This is a genomic window from Streptococcus sp. 27098_8_12 (genome assembly GCF_041432115.1).
GTDB classification, from domain to species: Bacteria; Bacillota; Bacilli; order Lactobacillales; family Streptococcaceae; genus Streptococcus; species Streptococcus parasanguinis_V.
In genome coordinates this window covers 37,641-56,946 of the sequence record NZ_JAPVZA010000013.1, presented here as the reverse complement: position 1 = coordinate 56,946, position 19,306 = coordinate 37,641, and the positions used below count along the sequence as shown (strand labels likewise).

Annotated in this window: 14 protein-coding genes and 1 tRNA gene; 4 read left to right on the top strand and 11 right to left on the bottom strand. The window is 44.2% G+C overall.

The annotated features are described in order from the left end of the window. Window positions 1–56 precede the first annotated feature (56 nt). Entirely contained in the window at window positions 57–1,097 is a 1,041-nt protein-coding gene (gene tsf, locus O3629_RS06720; protein ID WP_049496376.1) for a translation elongation factor Ts, read from the bottom strand. Between the two features lie 82 nt (window positions 1,098–1,179). Next, window positions 1,180–1,962, bottom strand: coding sequence for a 30S ribosomal protein S2 (rpsB, locus tag O3629_RS06715; protein ID WP_003002189.1), 783 nt, complete (start codon window positions 1,960–1,962; stop codon window positions 1,180–1,182). Window positions 1,963–2,225: 263 nt separating this feature from the next. Between rpsB and O3629_RS06710 the strand changes: the two genes are divergently transcribed. Both O3629_RS06710 and O3629_RS06705 read left to right on the top strand, forming a co-directional pair. After that, window positions 2,226–2,296, top strand: a tRNA-Cys gene (locus O3629_RS06710). A gap of 143 nt (window positions 2,297–2,439) precedes the next feature. Further along, window positions 2,440–3,198: a hypothetical protein gene (locus tag O3629_RS06705; protein ID WP_118227758.1), complete on the top strand. Its 759-nt coding sequence runs from the start codon at window positions 2,440–2,442 to the stop codon at window positions 3,196–3,198. Between the two features lie 50 nt (window positions 3,199–3,248). On the opposite strand, the gene nusG is transcribed toward O3629_RS06705, so the two are convergent. The 3 genes from nusG to rpmG form a co-directional block, all read right to left on the bottom strand. Continuing rightward, window positions 3,249–3,785 (bottom strand): transcription termination/antitermination protein NusG, encoded by a 537-nt coding sequence (gene nusG, locus O3629_RS06700; RefSeq protein WP_003002077.1) that lies wholly within the window; start codon window positions 3,783–3,785, stop codon window positions 3,249–3,251. A gap of 338 nt (window positions 3,786–4,123) precedes the next feature. Next, entirely contained in the window at window positions 4,124–4,300 is a 177-nt protein-coding gene (gene secE / locus O3629_RS06695) for a preprotein translocase subunit SecE (RefSeq protein WP_003002261.1), read from the bottom strand. A gap of 9 nt (window positions 4,301–4,309) precedes the next feature. Next, on the bottom strand, window positions 4,310–4,462 hold the full coding sequence (rpmG, locus tag O3629_RS06690) for a 50S ribosomal protein L33 (RefSeq protein WP_003009043.1): 153 nt from the start codon (window positions 4,460–4,462) through the stop codon (window positions 4,310–4,312). Window positions 4,463–4,606: 144 nt separating this feature from the next. Here rpmG and O3629_RS06685 point away from each other — a divergent pair, with 144 nt between their 5' ends. Next, window positions 4,607–5,521: a neutral zinc metallopeptidase gene (locus O3629_RS06685; RefSeq protein ID WP_272106866.1), complete on the top strand. Its 915-nt coding sequence runs from the start codon at window positions 4,607–4,609 to the stop codon at window positions 5,519–5,521. Window positions 5,522–5,850: 329 nt separating this feature from the next. Here the strand turns inward: O3629_RS06685 and pbp2a are convergent, their stop codons facing one another. Continuing rightward, entirely contained in the window at window positions 5,851–8,085 is a 2,235-nt protein-coding gene (gene pbp2a, locus O3629_RS06680) for a penicillin-binding protein PBP2A (RefSeq protein WP_272106865.1), read from the bottom strand. Window positions 8,086–8,188: 103 nt separating this feature from the next. Between pbp2a and O3629_RS06675 the strand changes: the two genes are divergently transcribed. Next, entirely contained in the window at window positions 8,189–9,052 is an 864-nt protein-coding gene (locus O3629_RS06675) for an RluA family pseudouridine synthase (protein ID WP_070661561.1), read from the top strand. Between the two features lie 447 nt (window positions 9,053–9,499). Here the strand turns inward: O3629_RS06675 and O3629_RS06670 are convergent, their stop codons facing one another. The 5 genes from O3629_RS06670 to O3629_RS06650 form a co-directional block, all read right to left on the bottom strand. Then, a complete protein-coding gene (locus O3629_RS06670; RefSeq protein ID WP_247923673.1) occupies window positions 9,500–11,953 on the bottom strand; it encodes a GBS Bsp-like repeat-containing protein in 2,454 nt (817 codons plus the stop codon). A gap of 138 nt (window positions 11,954–12,091) precedes the next feature. Then, window positions 12,092–15,565, bottom strand: coding sequence for a GBS Bsp-like repeat-containing protein (locus O3629_RS06665; protein ID WP_247923674.1), 3,474 nt, complete (start codon window positions 15,563–15,565; stop codon window positions 12,092–12,094). 145 nt (window positions 15,566–15,710) lie between these two features. Beyond that, window positions 15,711–16,763: a galactofuranosyltransferase gene (locus O3629_RS06660; protein WP_371495732.1), complete on the bottom strand. Its 1,053-nt coding sequence runs from the start codon at window positions 16,761–16,763 to the stop codon at window positions 15,711–15,713. A 15-nt stretch (window positions 16,764–16,778) separates the two neighbouring features. Then, window positions 16,779–17,876, bottom strand: a complete 1,098-nt coding sequence (gene glf, locus O3629_RS06655; protein WP_371495730.1) for a UDP-galactopyranose mutase — start codon at window positions 17,874–17,876, stop codon at window positions 16,779–16,781. Window positions 17,877–17,887: 11 nt separating this feature from the next. Beyond that, complete coding sequence (locus O3629_RS06650) at window positions 17,888–19,300, bottom strand: flippase (protein WP_371495728.1); 1,413 nt, start codon at window positions 19,298–19,300, stop codon at window positions 17,888–17,890. Between the last annotated feature and the right edge of the window lie 6 nt (window positions 19,301–19,306).

Genomic DNA, 19,306 nt, shown 5'->3' with positions numbered 1-19,306 from the left:
GATGAATTTATCTTACAAAAAAAGAGGTTCCCATCGAAACCTCTTTTTTTGTATTCTTAGTTGTTAAGAGCTGCTGCCATTGTAGCTGCAACTTCTGATTCAAAGTCGTTAGCTGCTTTTTCGATACCTTCACCAACTTCAAAGCGAGCAAACTCAACTACTGAAGCATTTACTGATTCAAGGTAAGCTTCCACTGTCTTGCTGTCATCCATGATGTAAACTTGTGCAAGAAGAGTGTAGGCTTGGTCAACTTTAGTGTTGTCAAGCATGAAACGATCCATTTTACCAGGGATGATTTTATCCCAGATTTTTTCTGGTTTACCTTCAGCTGCCAATTCAGCTTTGATATCTTCTTCAGCTTGAGCGACAACTTCGTCAGTCAATTGAGCTTTAGAACCATACTTCAAGTGTGGAAGAGCTGGTTTACCAACCATTGCACGGCTTTCGTTATCTTGGTCGATGACGTGGTTCAATTGTGCCAATTCATCTTTCACGAATTGTTCATCCAATTCTTTGTATGAAAGAACAGTTGGTTTCATCGCAGCAATGTGCATTGAGATTTGTTTAGCAAGTGCTTCGTCTCCACCTTCGATCACAGAGATAACACCGATACGTCCACCGTTGTGTTGGTAAGCACCGAAGTGTTGTGCATCTGTTTTTTCAAGCAAGGCAAAACGACGGAATGAAATTTTTTCACCGATTGTAGCTGTTGCAGATACGTATGCAGCTTCAAGAGTTTCGCCTGAAGGCATTGTCAAAGCAAGAGCTTCTTCGTTGTTAGCTGGTTTACCTTCAGCGATGACTTTCGCTGTTGCGTTTACCAATTCAACGAATTGAGCGTTTTTCGCAACGAAGTCAGTTTCAGCGTTTACTTCAACTACTGCTGCAACGTTACCATTGACATAAACACCAGTCAAACCTTCAGCGGCAACACGGTCAGCTTTCTTAGCTGCTTTAGCCATACCTTTTTCGCGAAGCAATTCGATCGCTTTTTCGATATCACCTTCAACTTCAACCAATGCCTTTTTAGCGTCCATGACACCGGCACCAGATTTTTCACGCAATTCTTTTACAAGCTTAGCTGTAATTTCTGCCATTTTTGTTCTCCTATATTTTTTTAATAAAATAAGAGGGTCGGGCTGAGCCCTGCCCTCTTAGGTTCGTTACTTATTGAATGAATTAAGCGTTGTCGCCTTCTACAACTTCAACGATTTCTTCGATTGAATCAGCTTGACCTTCAGTAGCTGCCAATTCAGCTTCTACTGTAGCAACACTGTCTTCACCTTGACGTCCTTCGATAACAGCGTCAGCCATTTTCGCAGTGATCAATTTAACAGCGCGGATAGCGTCATCGTTCGCTGGGATGATAACATCGATATCATCTGGGTCAGTGTTTGTGTCGACCATCGCTACAACTGGGATACCCAATTTCTTAGCTTCTTTAACAGCGATTTGTTCTTTATGTGGATCCACAACGTACATTACGTCTGGGATACGAGGCATGTCTTCGATACCGCCCAAGAATTTTTCAAGACGAGCGCGTTGTTTGTTCAACAATGCAACTTCTTTCTTAGGAAGAACTTCAAAAGTTCCATCTTCTTCCATGCGTTTGATTTCTTTCAAACGAGCGATACGTTTTTGGATTGTTCCCCAGTTAGTAAGAGTTCCACCCAACCAACGGTGGTTGATGAAGTATTGACCTGCACGAACAGCTTCTTCTGCAACAGCATCAGCAGCTTGTTTCTTAGTACCTACGAACAAGATCACTGCATCGTTTGCAGCTGCATCACGCATGAAGTCGTATGCTTGGTCTGCATATTTTACAGTTTGTTGCAAGTCGATAACGTGGATTCCGTTACGTTCTGTGAAGATGTACTTAGCCATCTTAGGGTTCCAGCGACGAGTTTGGTGACCGAAGTGTACACCAGCCTCAAGAAGTTGTTTCATTGAAATTACTGCCATGAGTAGTTTCTCCTTTTTTGTTTTTTCTCCTCTCTCAGACGTCAACTTGCAGCACGACCACAAGGGCAACGGTGCCACAATGGATCCGAGATGAGTATTTGCTGTCTTAGACAACTCTATAAGTATAGCAGAAATCACTAGAATTCGCAAGCTATTTGAGAGATTTTTTCAATCCCTACGATGAAATGGTTTTCTAAAGTTGTTTGACGTAAAAAGTTTTTCTTGACCTATCTTTATTTTTAGGTTACAATATTATATGTTATGGCGGTATAGCCAAGTGGTAAGGCACGGCTCTGCAAAAGCTTGATCGTCGGTTCAAATCCGTCTACCGCCTTGATAATAAAATTTTTTATCATCTTTTATCTTTTAAAAATTCCCCTAGCAATAGGGGGTTTTTTGTTGCCATTTGCTCCTTTCCTTGATTATTGATATAATAAAACCTCGCCTGATCGGCGAAGCACATTAGAAAGGGTATTTATGAAAAACATTCGTTTCTTTGCGATCGGCCTTCTTTCACTAGTGACACTAGCCGCTTGCTCACCTGCCAATTCTGCGCAACAAGCAAAAACAGCTTCTAGCTCTAGAAAACCGATCAAACAATCTTCTACCAAAGCATCATCTAGTAAATCGTCGAGCACTTCTTCAGACAGCAGTAGCTCAGATGATTTTTCAGGTCGCTTCAGCTTGGATCCAGATGATGGCGCATCTCTCCAATATGTGCCAGGAGCTGCATCCATTCCTGAGATCGAAAAACTCAAGAACCTCCACCCTACCACCGGTTTTGTATTGAGAACCGAAGATGGACAAGAGGTTGGTGGGCCAAAAGAAAGAAGCAGTTACGATGACGTAGTTGCAGCCTTTGGTCAACCCGTAAGTAGTACAGACAGTGCGAATCCTGGTGATGGAGTCAATGTTTGGGCAACAGACAATGGCGATATCATGGCTTTCTTCCGCAATAATGTGTTAACAGATATCACCTTCCGACTAAGAGGGGGCGATGCCAACCACCAGTCTACTGGCAGCATTTCCAAATCCGATACACCAAAAACGGCCCTCGAACGTCTCGGAAAACCCTATGCCATTATGCGTTCAGAAAATGGGACCAGCTATGTCTATAAAGATAGCAACGGAGATGAATCTAGCTTCTCTACACAAGGCAATAAGATCTTCAATGTTACGTCTGCTGCAGAAACCAAGCAGTTAAAAAAGATCACTGGCCTGGATAAAAATCAATAACGATCCATACAAAGAACCCTCCAAGTTTTTCTTGGAGGGTTCTATTTTTCTTACAATTCAGCAATTTGGTTCAGGTTCACTTCTGCAACTGTATCGTTACCGAACATAGAAATGACCATTTTCACCTTGTTGTTATCAATTTCAGTGATCTTACCAGTATAGTCTGTGAAGGCACCGTCGATGATGCGAACTGTGTCGCCCACCTTGACATCCAAATCAAACTCTTGAACGGTTTGACCCATAGAGAGCAAGATGCTACGGATTTCTTCTTCCAACAATGGAGTTGGTTTTGAACGGTTTCCGTGTGATCCAACGAAACCAGTAACGTTCGGTGTATTCCGAACGACAAACCAAGCTTCATCTGTCATGACCATTTCTACCAAGACATAACCTGGGAAGCGGTTTTCTTCGATTTCTTTTGTTTTACCATTTTTCTCAACTTGTACGGTTTGAGTTGGAATCTCTACGCGCAAGATGTTTTCTAACATATTGTAAGTTTGCGCACGTTGCAAAAGATTCTCTTTTACCTTGTTTTCATATCCTGAGTAGGTTTGTAGTACAAACCAGCCTTTATCAAAACTGTCCATTTGGGCATCCTTTCTTTCTGTTTAGCCTGCTCGAGCTTTTGTGAACATACTAAAAAAAGCCTCTTGGCTTTCCTTTTCCTAGCTTCATTATACCACATTTTGCAGGAATTCAAAGAGGTTTGCTGATTTATTTTTAAGAAAAGGCAACAAAAAATGGGAGTGGGAAAGAACTCCGACTGGTTAAAAAGAGTTCGTTTTCCCACCCCCGCACAGTTGATTAGGCCATCTTTGAAGCTTAAAAAGCGAACAAAGATGCCAATTAACCACTGCGTATTGCAGTTATTCCTATCAAAAATCAAAGGCTGGACAGTTGTTGCCCAGCCTCATGGCTTCTTTTCTTAAAAGAAATTGATCATGTGCAATAGGCCACGTGCAATGACTTTGTCAAACAAATAAATCAATGCCACAAAGAAAGCGGTGTACTCAATCACTGAGATAAAGTTTTTCCATCTTTCCTTGCGATTTGGCCAAGTTGTATCTTTTAGTAAGACGAAAATATCTTTAATGAATTTCACAACTCTCTCCTATCGTGTTTCTTTATGGATGGTATACTTGCTGCAATGCTTGCAGAATTTATTGACTTCTAGACGTGTTGGTTTTGGCGTCCCACTCAACTTAATGGAGTAATTGCGTGACCCACAAACCGTACACGCTAGACTTGCTTTTTTTAATGCCATAACGCCTCCGTTCACCCCATTATAGCAAGTTTTCCACGTTTTGACAAGAACAGAAAATCTCCTGTCAAGAAAAAAGCAAATCTAAAGCGTTATCACTCTGGTTTTCTCCTCATTTTTGGTAAAATAAAACAAAAGGAGACGAATATGAAAAGCGATCATCTAAAAGAAAGTAGAAATATCGAAGACCGCCGAGGGCAAAGCTACTCCCAGTCTTCAGGCAACAGTAACCTTGGTGGGGGCATTTTACAAATCTTACTATCGCCGGGGAGCTTCAAAAGTAAGATCGTCCTCATCCTTCTTCTGGTTCTTCTAGGAGGTGGTGGCGCTAGCCTTGGGGGTCTCTTTGGAAATGGGACTTCTTCCCAACCTTACCAGTCCACCCAAGTCACGCGCACCAACAAGACCCATGTCGACGATGCAGATGCCGAGTTCGTCAGCAAGGTCCTTGGAACAACAGAAGATCATTGGCACAAGGCCTTTCAAGCCGAAGGACGTACTTACCATGAGCCCAAACTAGTCTTCTATACCGGACGGACACAGACAGGCTGTGGGGTTGGGCAAGCATCGGCTGGTCCCTTCTACTGTCCGACCGACAAAAAGATTTATTTGGATATGAGCTTCTACAAGGAATTAACCACCAAATACAAGGCTAGTGGCGACTTTGCCATGGCCTACGTCATCGCCCATGAAGTCGGCCACCACGTACAAAACGAGCTGGGAATCCTTGGCAAATACCATCGGATGCAACAAGGTCTTTCTGAAAAGGAACGAAATGCCATCAGTGTCCGCATTGAGCTACAAGCCGATTACCTAGCAGGTGTCTGGGCCCGCTCCATTCAAGACCGAAATCTTCTAGATATCGGCGATATCGAAGAAGCCATGAATGCGGCTCATGCAGTTGGTGACGACACACTCCAAGAGCAAGCCTACGGTTACTCGGTGCCAGATAGCTTTACCCACGGAACTTCGGAACAACGCATGCGCTGGTTCAAACGGGGCTACCAGTACGGGGATCTCCAACACGGCGATACCTTTAGCTTGTCAGATAGCGAACTCTAAACAAAGGTCTATTCAGAAATCCTTCTGAATGGATCTTTTTAGAATATAGACAAATTGCATTTTACATAAAACAATCTAAGTAACGTTGAAAAATTAAAATAATTAATACTATTAGGATCATTTCAACAGAAACTTTCCGCTGTGAGAAAAGTGCTAGAAACACTATTGTTTCTAGCACTCGGGAGTTTTGGAACCTTAGGTCCAAAACTAAGTCATGGAACTTCTTCGAAGTTCGCTGACGTCCGTACTCACCTAAGGAAAGTTTCTAAGAAGACTTTGTCTTCAATCTGCAAAAAACGATTCAGAAATTCTTCTGAATCGTTTTTTGATTAGAAACCAAGCCAGCCTTTGAAGGTATCCCAAGCGTTTTTCGCTTTTCCTGGAATATCGGCCTCGTCGATTGCTTTTTTCGCATTATCGACCATATTCGACGCCTTTTCTTTGACATCCTCAAAGAAACCTTTGTCTTCTTTGCTATCTGTTTCTGTCGTTTCTTCTCCGACTGGCGCAATGCCATTTTCAGCATAAGAGTTCTTCACCGAGTCAAACTGGGTACCGTCTGTATAAGGCAGAACACTGTTGGCAACATTGCGGAAGATCTCAGATGCCGTTCCAGCACTACTGTCCGTCAGGTAGTGATTTTCATCGGTCGTTGGGAAACCAAGCCACTGACTGATGACCACATCTGGCGTGTAGCCGATCACCCATTGGTCTCCAGAGAGGTCCTTGTTAAAGCTGGTCTCTGTCGTACCGGTTTTCCCTGCCATGGTATAGCCATAAGGCGCAGCGTTAACCCCTGTACCATTACTGAAGGTACCAAGCATCATATTGGTCATCTTATCTGTCGTTGAACCACTCAGCACTCGGGTTGATTTCTGGCTGTGGCTCTTGACCACTTGACCACTTGCATTTTCGATCTTGGTAATGAGGTGAGCATCATTCATGACCCCACCGTTAGCAAAGGTCCCATAGGCCTGGGCCATCTGCATCGGATTGGTTGTCACACCAGCTCCCAAGGCAACGGCAAGCGACTTGTCTACCTTATCCATGTTGAGTCCGAATTTTTTCCCGTACTCAAAGACCGTATCGAGGCCCAAATCATTAGCCGTCGCTACGGCTGGAAGGTTAAGGGATTCTGCCAAGGCCTGGTACATCGGTACCGTTGGGCTAGACTGGATTCCCGCATAGTTATTAACTTCATAGCTTCCATATTGGGTGGTACTATTGTCCAATTCCTTATTGGTCGACCAACCTTCTGCAACAGCTGGGCTATAGACCACTAAAGGTTTGATGGTTGATCCTGGACTACGGGCAGCCTGGGTGGCATAGTTGTAGGTCCGGAATCCTGGATTTTGATCGCTTCCGACACGCCCTACCAGAGCCCGAACCCCTCCGGTTTTAGGATCGAGGGCGACACTACCAGACTCTGCGCGCGTGCCGTCTTCCGCTACTGGGAAGAGGGCTGTGTTGTCATAGATCACCTGCATGCTTGCTTGGTAATTTTGATCCAGCTCGGTGTAGATCCGGTAGCCATTTTTGACAATATCTTCTTCGGTCAGGCCGTATTCATTGACCGCTTCATTGATGACCGCATCAAAATAGGATGGGTAGCGGTAGTCCTCCGACTTGCCTTCATAGGCATCGACCAGCTGGCCATGGATATCCACAGCAGCAGACTGATCAGCCGTTGCCTGGTCAATATAGCCAGCTGCCACCATATTTTGGAGGACAGTATTGCGACGATTGGTCGCATTCTCTACTGAATAGAGCGGGTTATAGATTTCAGGCCCTTTGAGCATACCTGCGAGAACCGCAGACTGATCCAGGCTTAATTGACTGGCTGAAACCCCAAAATACTTCTTGGATGCATCCTCAATACCCCAAACCCCATTTCCAAAATAGGCATTGTTGAGGTACATGGTGAGGATCTCTTTTTTACTGTATTTCTTATTGATTTCAAGTGCCAGGAAGAATTCCTTGGCCTTGCGCTCCACCGTCTGGTCCTGAGACAGGTAAGCATTTTTGGCTAGCTGCTGGGTGATGGTCGATCCACCACCTGAGCGACCTAGGGTCAAAATCGCTAAGAAGAAGCGACCATAGTTGATCCCGCTATTCTTGTAAAAGCTCCGGTCCTCTGTTGCGACCACAGCATTTTGCAGATTTTCACTAATAGCATCGAGTTCGACATAGGTTCCTTTTTGCCCGGTCAAACTTCCCGCCTGGTCCCCATTCTTATCATAGATAATGGTAGTCGCCTTGAGTGCATTCTGCAAATCCTTGACGTTGGTCGTCTTTGCGAGGTAGAAGAGATAACCCCCTGTCAAGAGGCTAAAGCCTAGCCCAATGATCAGGAGAATCTTGGTCAAATGGAATCGGCGCCAGAAACGACGGAAGGGGTGCTGAGAGAGAGGCTTGCTTCTGTGCTTGCCTGAGCGACTATAAGTTGGCTCCACTGTCTCTTCCGGCAATTCCGTGTCGGGCACTTCTTCTGCCACCGCTTTGGGCGGATGATCCTTTCTAAAAAAAGTGATCAGGTTTTCAAATAATTCTTTTATTCTATTCATACCTGTTATTGTAACACCTTATCCTTGTCCTAGCAAGAAAAGATAGCTCCTCGCTATTTCTCATTTAGTTTTCTTTAAGCTTAGATTTTGCTACAATAGGGTCATGAACTATCAATTTACCATTCCACAATCCTTTCCCCAGATGACTGTGAAAGAGTTGCTTGAGGACTACTTCCTCATTCCCCGTAAGATCCGGCATTTTTTACGAACCAAGAAGCACGTCTTGGTCAATGGCGAGACCATCAACTGGCAGAGCCCCGTTCAAAAAGGAGACCAGATCCAGCTGATCTTTGACGCGGACGATTACCCTGAAAAAGAGCTCCCAGCCGGAGACCCGAGTCTGGTCGAAGAACTCTATCAGGATGAGCATGTCATCATCGTCAATAAGCCCGAAGGTATGAAAACCCATGCCAATGAGCCGACAGAAATTGCTCTTCTCAACCATGTTTCCAGCTATGTTGGATCTACCTGCTACGTCGTGCACCGCTTAGACAAGGAAACCAGCGGAGCGATTTTATTTGCCAAAAATCCTTTTATCCTGCCCATTCTCAACCGCATTTTAGAAGATAAAAACATCCAACGTGAGTACTGGGCCTTGATCCAAGGCAGCTTAGCACAAAAAACCATCGTCTACAAGGATAAAATCGGACGCGATCGCCATGATCGGCGCAAGCGCCTGGTCGATCCACGCAAGGGGCAGTACGCAGAAACTCAGGTGACGCAACTGAAAAAAATCGGACGAAACAGCCTGGTCAAATGCCAGCTCAAAACGGGGCGTACCCATCAGATCCGGGTGCATCTCTCCCATCATGGGCACCCGATTGTCGGGGACCCTCTCTATAACCCTGCACGCGGAGAGCGACTCATGCTCCATGCTCACCGCTTGACCTTCACCAATCCATTAACCCTTGAAACCATCCAAGTCGAGGCCCCTTCCAAGAGTTTCGAAGAAGGGTTGAAAAAATAAGAAAAGAACCGAAATAGTATTCTTAGAGACTTTCCTTAAGTGAGTACGGACGTCAGCGAACTTCAAAGAAGTTCCATGACTTAGTTTTGAGCCCAAGGTCTCAAAACTCCCGAGTGCTTGAAATTCTAATATTTCAAGCACTTTTCTCACTGCGTAAAGTCTCCAGTCATTATCGAATAATTCAAAAGATAAAAATCATTTAAAACAATTGACAGAATCTCTCATTTTATTTTAAAAACTTATCTGCATTCAAAAAAGAAGCCACAAAAAGAGGCTGGACAAAAACTGTTCAGCCTTTTTATATTTGATAGAAATAACTGTATGACGCAGTGGTTGATTGGCATCTTTGTTCGCTTTTTAAGCTCCAAAGATGACCTAATCAACTGTGCGGGGGTGGGAAGACGAACTCTTTTTAACTAGTCAGAGTTCTTTCCCACTCCCTTTTTATTATTGATAGCGAGGGGTTGCAAATCCACGGATATTGCCATGTCCGATTCGGTAGGTATTGCGACGGACTTGGTTGTTGGAGTTTCCTTCAATGGTATGAATGATTCCGTTTGAGACGCTTTCGACAATTCCGATGTGATCCGCAAAGCCATTGTTTTGTTGGCTATTTTGATCCCAGTTAAAGGTGATGATGTCCCCTGCTTTTGGTGTAGTGGTACCATCTTCATTCCAGATGCCCAAGCGTTTGAAGATCTGGATGTGACGTTCGACTCCACATTCACGACCAATCAAACCGCTCAAACCTTCCCGCTGGAAGACTGTTGTGACAAAGATATCACACCAGTCATCGGTCGTCTTCACTGCATAACCAACTGGAAGTGGTTTGACACTGTTGTAATCATTGACCAATTGATGGTGAGCTGCAGTTCCGCCACGAACACCGACTAGACTAGCTGCTGCCCGTAAGACACGGTCCCGTTGTCCATTCGTTACACGAGGACTAAAAGCTGTTTGATCTACTGTCGCACGGGGATGAAGGGCTGTTTGACCAAGGTTAAAGCCTTCAACGCCACCATCGACATAATCCACATAGACGTGAGTGGTATAGTTACCTGATTGGTACTGGTGATTTGCTGCTGAGACCTGCACTTCTGTATGCATTCCAGAAGGTGCTGTTGAATACCAGAAAAGATTTTCTTGGTGTGCTTGAGACCAGGCTGCGACACGGATATTCTTAATCCGACGGCCTTGAGGCGCTTGATCCACCGTTACTGTATAGGTTCCAGCACCAGAATTGACATTCTTGATCCCTGTTTGTGTCTTGGTCTGGGCATTTCGGAATTCAACTTCTGTAGTCGTTGAACCGACACCCACACGAGAACCATCATTTTGAATATAGTAAAGATGAACATGGTACTGACCAGTAGAGTTCTTGTGGTCACTCGCTTTTACAGATACCTTGTAGTCTCCGTTTGCTTGACGAGTCGCTTCATACCAGCGGATGTCGTCTTGGCCGTCCTTATCAGACCAAGTAGGAACTTGCACAGTCCGCACACCTTTAGGGCTATAGACATCCTTGATGATGACATCAAAGGTACCCGCATCCTTGTTGTTGTTTTGGATTAAGAGACTAGCAGTTGGACGAGATTGATTTTTGAAATCAATAAAGGCTTTCTTGACAAACTTGTTTTGGCCTTGAGCGTCCACATAGAAAACTTGCGCTTCATACTTGCCATCAGCGTTTTCGTGGTCACTAGCCTTGGCTGTTACAGTATATGAACCGTCTGCCTGGCGAGTTGGAGTGTACCAGATGATGTCTTTCATCCCATTGGCATGAGACCAGAATGGAATCTTCACTTCTTTATAACCATCGAAACCTTGAAGGTTCTTAGCTGTAATAGTGAAAGTACCGTCTTTTTCTGATTTTGTAATGGTCAGATCGGCTGACGGTTTAGGAGCTGTGTAGTCAATAAAGGCTTTCTTGACAAACTTGTTTTGTCCGTTAGCATCCACATAGAAAACTTGCGCTTCGTATTTGCCATCAGCATTTTCGTGGTCACTGGCTTTGGCTGTTACAGTATATGAACCATCTGCTTGACGACTTGGAGTGTACCAGATGATATCTTTCATCCCATTGGCATGAGACCAGAATGGAATCTTCACTTCCTTGTAGCTATCGAAGCCTTGAAGGTTCTTAGCTATAATGGTGAAAGTCCCGTCTGACTCTGATTTCGTAATGGTTAGATCAGCAGATGGTTTAGGAGCTGTGTAGTCAATAAAGGCTTTCTTGACAAACTTGTTTTGGCCTTTGGCATCCACATAGAAGACTTGCGCTTCGTACTTGCCATCCGCGTTTTCGTGGTCACTGGCTTTGGCTGTTACGGTATAAGAACCATCTGCTTGACGATTTGGAGTGTACCAGATGATGTCTTTCATCCCATTGGCATGAGACCAGAATGGAATCTTCACTTCTTCATAACCATCCAAGCCTTGAAGATTCTTAGCCGTAATGGTAAAGGTGCCGTCTGACTCTGATTTTGCAATAGTCAAATCTGCGGAAACCGGAGATTCCTGTTGAGGAACACTCTCATTTCTTGCTGCTACCACTCGTGCGCGTGCGCCATATGGTGCACGACTAGCTACCACAGCTGGTGCTGGTTGCTCTGATACAACCTTGTCGCTAGTGCCCTTGTCAGAAGACTGGTTATTGCTAAGAGTCGGTGTGACAGGTGCTGCCTCTGTTGCAACGGTATTTTCTGTCTGAATACCTTTCTCAACTCCCACTTCTTCGCTCGCGGTATTCTGTGCTTCTGATGAAGTTGTTGTTGCAACGATAGCTGATGTATTTTCTGGTGTTTGATCAGACGCATGTTGCTCATCGGCTTTGACTTGTTGTGTCGAAAAAGCCAACAAAACGGCTGTCCCAGCATAAAAAATAAGATCTTTCTTTTTCATGTATCTTCCTTACAATTTTTTATACGGTTGTACCCACATAGTAGTATTATAGCACAAACCGCCGGATCAAGAAACAATATCATGAGAAGAATCCTATTTTTAAAGAAAACAGAAGGCCAGATTGGCCTTCTGATTAGCTTATGCAAAAATTGAGAAGAAAGGTGCTCCAAGCTTGTTATCCATCGGGTCCTTACTCTTAATAGAGTGAAGATAATTGATGGAGTACCAGCCGTTGTTGCCGCTATTATATGGATCGCGAACATAGGTTCTTCCATTGTCATAACCATGCAAGACCAATTCATGAGTATAAGGATCACTAGTAAATTGGCTATTACCTACTGCAGCAAGTACATGCTTGCCAGCCATGAGGGCTTCTGCAATGCCTCCAGCTCCATTAATCAATTGGCTCTTCAAGCCCCAGTTACGAGTGGCAGCTACAATCCCATCAGAATCTGTTCCTGCTTCACCTTTGTTGAATGAATCAGTATTGTTGTAGAGATAATCAGCTACTGTTGTTGGCAAAATAGTTCTACCTAGGATATCTGTAAAGGTCATAGCAAGAGAGGTTGGCACACAACCTGACTGATCGACATTGCTCACACCGTAATATTTCCCAGCCCAACGAGGATCCCGTTGAGAATAATAGGTTGTCTGTGGATTCACCTTTTGATTTCGTGGAGACAAGGCTGTCTGACCGAGGTTAAAACCTTCAACTCCTCCATCTTTGTAGTCTACATAGACGTGAGTGGTATAGTTGCCCGCTTCATTACCGTGATTATTGGCAGAGACAGTGATCTCTGTGTGCATACCTGTCGGTGTTGCGGAATACCAGTAAAGATTTTCTTGGTGCGCTTTAGACCAAGCTGCGACACGAATATTCTTAATCTGACGTCCCTGAGGTGCTTGATCTACAGCTACTGTATAAGTCCCGTTCGTTGCATTGACATTCTTGATAGAAGCCTGCGTCTTAGTCATGGCATTTCTAACTTCTACGTCTGTTGTTGTGGTACCAATACCAATCCGAGAACCATCATTTTGAATGTAGTAAAGGTGAACATGGTACTTACCAGTAGAGTTCTTGTGATCGCTAGCTTTGACCGATACCTTGTAATCTCCGTTCGCTTGACGAGTCGCTTCATACCAGCGAATATCGTCTTGGCCATCCTTATCAGACCAAGTAGGAACTTGCACAGTCTGCACCCCTTTAGGGCTGTAGACATCCTTGATGATGACATCAAATGTTCCTGTATCCTTGTTGTTGTTTTGGATCAAGAGAGTGCCGGTTGGACGAGATTGATTTTTGTAATCAATAAAGGCTTTCTTGACAAACTTGTTTTGGCCTTGAGCGTCTACATAGAAGACCTGCGCTTCGTACTTGCCATCAGCGTTTTCGTGGTCAATGGCTTTGGCTGTTACAGTATATGAACCGTCTGCCTGGCGAGTTGGCGTGTACCAGATGATATCTTTCATCCCATTGGCATGAGACCAGAATGGAATCTTCACTTCCTTGTAGCCATCGAAGCCTTGAAGGTTCTTAGCTGTGATGGTGAAGGTGCCGTCTTTTTCTGATTTTGTAATGGTCAGATCAGCAGATGGTTTAGAAGCTGTGTAATCAATAAAGGCTTTCTTGACAAACTTGTTTTGGCCTTTGGCATCCACATAGAAAACTTGCGCTTCATACTGGCCATCAGCGTTTTCGTGGTCACTGGCTTTAGCTGTTACAGTATAAGAACCGTCTGCCTGGCGAGTCGGAGTATACCAGATGATATCCTTCATCCCATTGGCATGAGACCAGAATGGAATCTTCACTTCCTTGTAGCCGTCGAAGCCTTGAAGATTCTTAGCCGTGATGGTGAAGGTGCCGTCTTTTTCTGATTTTGTAATGGTCAGATCAGCTGCGACAGCATTGGCCGGTTTTGTCGCCGTATAATCGATAAAGGCCTTTTTCACAAATTTGTTTTGACCTTGGGCATCTACATAGAAGACCTGCGCTTCGTATTTGCCATCAGCGTTTTCGTGGTCACTAGCTTTGGCTGTTACAGTATAAGAACCGTCTGCCTGTCGAGTCGGAGTATACCAGATGATGTCTTTCATGCCATTCGCATGAGACCAGAATGGAATCTTCACTTCCTTGTAGCCATCGAAGCCTTGAAGGTTCTTAGCTGTAATGGTGAAGGTCCCGTCTTTTTCTGATTTTGCAATAGTCAAATCAGCTGATACTGGTGTCTGATTTTTCTTTCCAACGGCTACTGTCGTCGTTGTTCCACCTACACCTGTCATTTGTCCATTGTTCTGAACATAGTAAAGGTGAACATTGTAAAGACCGGTTGAGTTTTTATGGTCCGCTGCTTTTACATTGACGGTATAGGTCCCATTTGCTTGACGATTGGCTGTATACCAAACAAGGTCATCTTGACCACCTGTTTCTGACCAGATCGGTACAGAAACGGTTCGAACTCCATTTGGCGCCTTAACATTTGAGATGACAACGTCAAAGCGGCCCGTCATAGTATCGTTATTGACAATGTCAATCTTCCCACTTAAACTGCCTTCTGTTGGATCCGCTGCAGGTTTTGCGTTCGCGGTGAGGCGACCGGTATAGTCCACACTGTGGTCAAAGAGGTGTTTCCCTGGAAGCAATTCCGCTTGAGAAGTGAACTGCCAGGCGCCAGCTTTCCCATTGTAACGCAAACTTTTCGCATCGTTTACAGACAGTTTTGGAGAAGGGTATTGGGCAACCCAGAAATTCTGAAGACCAAATTGAGCGGTGTTGACAGGACCTTTCTTGCGAAGGTTATTTTCATCCAACCAGCTAGCACTGGTGTAGAACATCAAGTTGGTGTAACCATTTTTACGCATTTCGTCCGCCCAAGCTTGGGTGTTGCGGTTAATATTTGGCTGCATCTTGGCATCCTCAAAGTCATTGACCATGAGGGTGTTCTTTGGAATATTCAAGCGTTGCGCTTCTGCAATGTAGAATCGCGCTTCTGCACGCGCTGCTTCCTCAGAAGTATAGCGTGAGAAGTGGTAGGTCGATACTTGCAGACCCGCAGCCTGTGCATTACGAATTTGGTTCTCCGCATTTGGGTTCTTGTACCAAGTGTCTTCTGTCAATTTGACAACGACACCGCCCACGCCTTTATTAGCTAGGGTACGGTAGTCGCCAATACTAATGTCTCCGTTGTGGCTACTCACATCAACGAATGATTTTGGTTGAACCGCCACATCTGTTGAACGACCAGCAGGAGCGTGAGCGCCTGTGTTAAAGAAGGTCGTGCTTCCTGTATTAGACGGAAGAGGAGTTTCTTCTTTCTCAGTCGTCGATGCTTCTGTAGCTTTCTCTACAGATGGGGTTCCACTTTCTGAAGCCGTGGTCTTGCTCGCAGGTGCTACAGACTGTTCAGTCACATTTGCTGGTGCTGCATAGTTGCTTGCGACAGGTGCTACCGACTTTTCAGCAACGGCTACTTCTGGCGCTTTTTCAGCTTGGACTTGGTTGCCTTCAGTAGTAGCGGCCTCGTTTGAAACCAGCTCATCTGCACTGACTCCCTGAGCAGACACAGCCATCAAGACTGCCGCTCCGGCATAAAAAATAAGATCTTTCTTTTTCATATAAACTTCCCTTTATACAAATTTTATACGTTAATCATTTTACCACACGGTTTCAGCGATGAAAAGTTTTATAAGGCAAATTTTTAAAATTAGTGATATTTTTTTGAAAAACTAAAAAAAGAAGTCTGTCTGACTTCTTTTGATCTTATGATAAATGCTTTAAGGCTGTCTTTAAGTAGTGACCATCTCGGATTTCTTGGCCAACACGCTTGGCATTGTCTACCAAATCTTGGTAATCGGCATCTGAAAGATTGTCGATTGTCTCCTTCAAGTCATGAAGAGACTCTACTGCAATCCCACAGCCCTTCTCAAGTACAAAGTGAGACAAGGCTGACTGTTTCCACACCACCAGCGGGAAGCCCGATGCTAGATAAAGCGACGCCTTGTGAGAGTTGTTGTAGCGAAGATACTCGCCAAAAACACCACTACAGGTTTCCGCACTATCCCCATCCCAGACAAGTCCAAAACCACCCTCAAGGGCTGCAGGAAGCTCATCCGGTAGGAAGGAGCCAAAGTAAGTTTCATTCTCTAAAGCTCTACTTTCATCAAAACCAACACCATAGAGGTTATAGGCAGGTTCTGCAGGAAGACCATAGAGATAACCAGCTTTTTCCTGGGCCAAATTACCAGCCACAATGATCGGCTGGTCTTTTGTTTGGCCGCTTTTCTCTTGGAAATTTGGAATCAAATAGTCGAAAATGCCAAGGCTGACAATCTTATCTTCCGCAATTCCTTTATCCACCAAGACAGATTTCATAACTGGATTGTGGGCGATGATCCCATCAGCCGCTTTGAGAAAACTTGCTTCTTGAAGGTACATCCGAATTCTGTGTTTTAAAGGTAGTGACGTCATGTTGGCATGGCGAAGCACTTCTAGGTCATGAATCAAGAGATAGACTTTAATCCCTCTTTTTTGTGCTTTTTTAACCAAATGGGTTGAGAAAAAACTATGGTGAAGCATTGGAAACTGGATCAGCAACTCATCTCCTTGCTTTAGTTGATCCAAGGCTTGACCAAAAGCCTTTGCCTTATGGCGTTGAGCCGCAAGGGTACTCATCTGATACCAATTGTCGACAGAAAGGACCAAGGGATGATAGCCTTCTTCTTTCACAATACTTTCTACGTCATTGCGTGCTTTATTTCCTGCGTTCTTTGCGTTGACATCATGCAGGAATTCTTCTTTTAAGTAGTATTTCATAGATTATGGTTTCTTTCAATCAAACTCATTTGCTACGACTTCTAGAGCACGCTCAATAACCACGTGCATGTCGTAGTATTTATAGTCTGCCAAACGTCCACAGAAGATAACCTTATCATTTTTAGCTGCTTCTTCTTGGTACTTGGCAAACATAGCGTTGTTCTTTTCATCATTGATTGGGTAGTATGGTTCATCTCCACGTTTCCAGTCAGCTGGGTATTCGCGGGTGATAACTGTCTTGGGTTGTGTACCATACTCAAAGTGCTTATGCTCAATGATACGAGTATAAGGAATCTCACGCTCTGTGTAGTTGACGACCGCATTCCCTTGATGGTTTTCCTCATCCAAAACTTCATGTTCGAAGCGCAGGCTACGATATTCCAACTCCCCATGTTTGTAGTCAAAGTACTGGTCAATCATTCCTGTAAAGACAACTTTATCAGCTGAAGCTTCTAGCTCTTCACGATTGGCAAAGAAGTCAACCCCAAGCTCTACTTCTACATCACCCAGCATGTTTTCAATGATGACGTTGTAGCCACCGATTGGAATCCCTTGGTAACGGTCATTAAAGTAGTTATTATCAAAGGTCAGACGAACCGGAAGACGTTTTATGATAAAGGGTGGAAGGTCTGTGGCAGAACGTCCCCATTGTTTTTCTGTATAGCCCTTAATCAACTTTTCGTAGATATCTGGGCCGATCAACTTGATGGCTTGTTCTTCCAAGTTCTTCGGTTCAACATCTTTCATGTCAGCTGTCTGCTCGGCAATCTTGTCCTTGACTTCTTGAGGAGTCTTGGTTCCCCACATAGCATAAAAAGTATTCATGTTGAAGGGAAGATTGTACAGACTGCCCTTGTAGTTAGCTACTGGTGAGTTGATATAGTTGTTGAATTCAGCGAACTGGTTGACATAGTCCCACACTTTTTTGTTGGAGGTATGGAAAATGTGGGCACCGTACTTATGGACGTTGATGCCTTCAACCTCCTCGCAGTAGATATTTCCACCGATGTGATCTCGCTTGTCAATCACTTTTACTTTTTTACCACGTTTTGTAGCTTCATGTGCGAAAATGGCTCCAGACAAACCAGCACCAACAATCAGATAATCGAACATAGTAGACTCCATTATTTCTTAAATATTTGTTTTAATTCTTTCACATCTACCACTCTCAGAGATAGGATAGCAATCAGATAAATGATCCCACCAAGCACCGCATACACGAGTACGTTCAGCGTAGGGGTGAAATGTAGGAATGGTTTTACAAGTAGCAAGAGGCCATACATCAGAGCAGATGCAAAAATAATTTTTGTCATAGACCCGATAATTGGAACTTCCTTGAGGTAATGACGGGTATAGTACAGTTGAATCAGCCATACCAAGGATTCTGTTAAGACGGATACAATGGCTGCACCGATAAAACCAAAATGAGGTAAGAAGAGCACATTCAACCCGACACTGACGATAGCAGGAATCGTAGTTGACAGCATAAATTCTTTGTTCTTATCATGTGGGATGAGAATTTGAATCCCCATGATATTGGTCCATCCGATGAAGAACATGCGGAAGATCATGATAGCGATGGCATAGCGAGCATCTTGGAAATCCTTCCCTAAGAAGAATCGAACAAAGTCATCGTTGACGATCAGCATACCCGCAATGATTGGGAAGATGACCAAATTATAGATCAAAAAGGACATTTGGTGCATCTTATTGACAGCCTTGTGATCTCCTGAAGCCAAGAGACTCGATACGCGCGGAAGCATGACACTTCCTAAAGACGTCACAAGGGTCAGCAAAATATTAACCAATTTCAAGGCCTGGTCATAAATCCCTACATCCTTTGTAGAGGCGAGAGCCCCCAGCATAGTCCGATCCAAGGTAACATAGAGGGAAATAGCAATCTGCGGTAAAAAGAGCAGAATGACCGGTTTTAAATGTACCCGTGCATAGGCCATATCAAAATGGGCTTTCCCAATGAACTCCCGAGCAGGTAGCCACATACTGAGCTGACCTAAGAGCTCAAAGATAGTGAGCAAGAATACATAGAGATACAGATCATTGGCAGATTTGACAAACAAGAAGATGGAGATGACTCCAACCAGTTTGACCGTTATATTTCGAACGGTAATCTTACGAAAATCCTCTAATCCCTGAAAGAGCCAGGAGATATCGAGTCCCTTTGAAACCAAACTGAGCCCCAAGATATAGGCCACAGGGTTTTGCATAGAAGGAAGCGCCACGCACAGCAAGACATAGAGTAGGATGGACACAAAGGTCGCACCTAACTGGAGGGTATAAATCCCCCAGAAATTCTTTTGGATGTCTTTGCGGTGTCCTGAGATCTCCTTGGTTCCATAGTTAGCCACTCCCAAGGTCGCTAAAAGGATAAAATAGGTGACGATGGAGTTGAAATAACCATAGGTTCCTAAGTCATTCGAGCTAAAGACCCGCGTCACATACGGAGTGGTAATAATCGGCAAAATAATCACCAGCAACTGGTAGGAGAGATTATAGGCGTAATTTTTTAACACTTTCATGACTGT

Bases quoted from the DNA above. Each gene is read 5' to 3' on its own strand.
- tsf (WP_049496376.1), bottom strand. From the start codon at position 1,097: ATGGCAGAAATTACAGCTAAGCTTGTAAAAGAATTGCGTGAAAAATCT.
- rpsB (WP_003002189.1), bottom strand. From the start codon at position 1,962: ATGGCAGTAATTTCAATGAAACAACTTCTTGAGGCTGGTGTACACTTC.
- O3629_RS06705 (WP_118227758.1), top strand. From the start codon at position 2,440: ATGAAAAACATTCGTTTCTTTGCGATCGGCCTTCTTTCACTAGTGACA.
- nusG (WP_003002077.1), bottom strand. From the start codon at position 3,785: ATGGACAGTTTTGATAAAGGCTGGTTTGTACTACAAACCTACTCAGGA.
- rpmG (WP_003009043.1), bottom strand. From the start codon at position 4,462: ATGGCATTAAAAAAAGCAAGTCTAGCGTGTACGGTTTGTGGGTCACGC.
- O3629_RS06685 (WP_272106866.1), top strand. From the start codon at position 4,607: ATGAAAAGCGATCATCTAAAAGAAAGTAGAAATATCGAAGACCGCCGA.
- pbp2a (WP_272106865.1), bottom strand. From the start codon at position 8,085: ATGAATAGAATAAAAGAATTATTTGAAAACCTGATCACTTTTTTTAGA.
- O3629_RS06675 (WP_070661561.1), top strand. From the start codon at position 8,189: ATGAACTATCAATTTACCATTCCACAATCCTTTCCCCAGATGACTGTG.
- O3629_RS06670 (WP_247923673.1), bottom strand. From the start codon at position 11,953: ATGAAAAAGAAAGATCTTATTTTTTATGCTGGGACAGCCGTTTTGTTG.
- O3629_RS06665 (WP_247923674.1), bottom strand. From the start codon at position 15,565: ATGAAAAAGAAAGATCTTATTTTTTATGCCGGAGCGGCAGTCTTGATG.
- O3629_RS06660 (WP_371495732.1), bottom strand. From the start codon at position 16,763: ATGAAATACTACTTAAAAGAAGAATTCCTGCATGATGTCAACGCAAAG.
- glf (WP_371495730.1), bottom strand. From the start codon at position 17,876: ATGTTCGATTATCTGATTGTTGGTGCTGGTTTGTCTGGAGCCATTTTC.
- O3629_RS06650 (WP_371495728.1), bottom strand. From the start codon at position 19,300: ATGAAAGTGTTAAAAAATTACGCCTATAATCTCTCCTACCAGTTGCTG.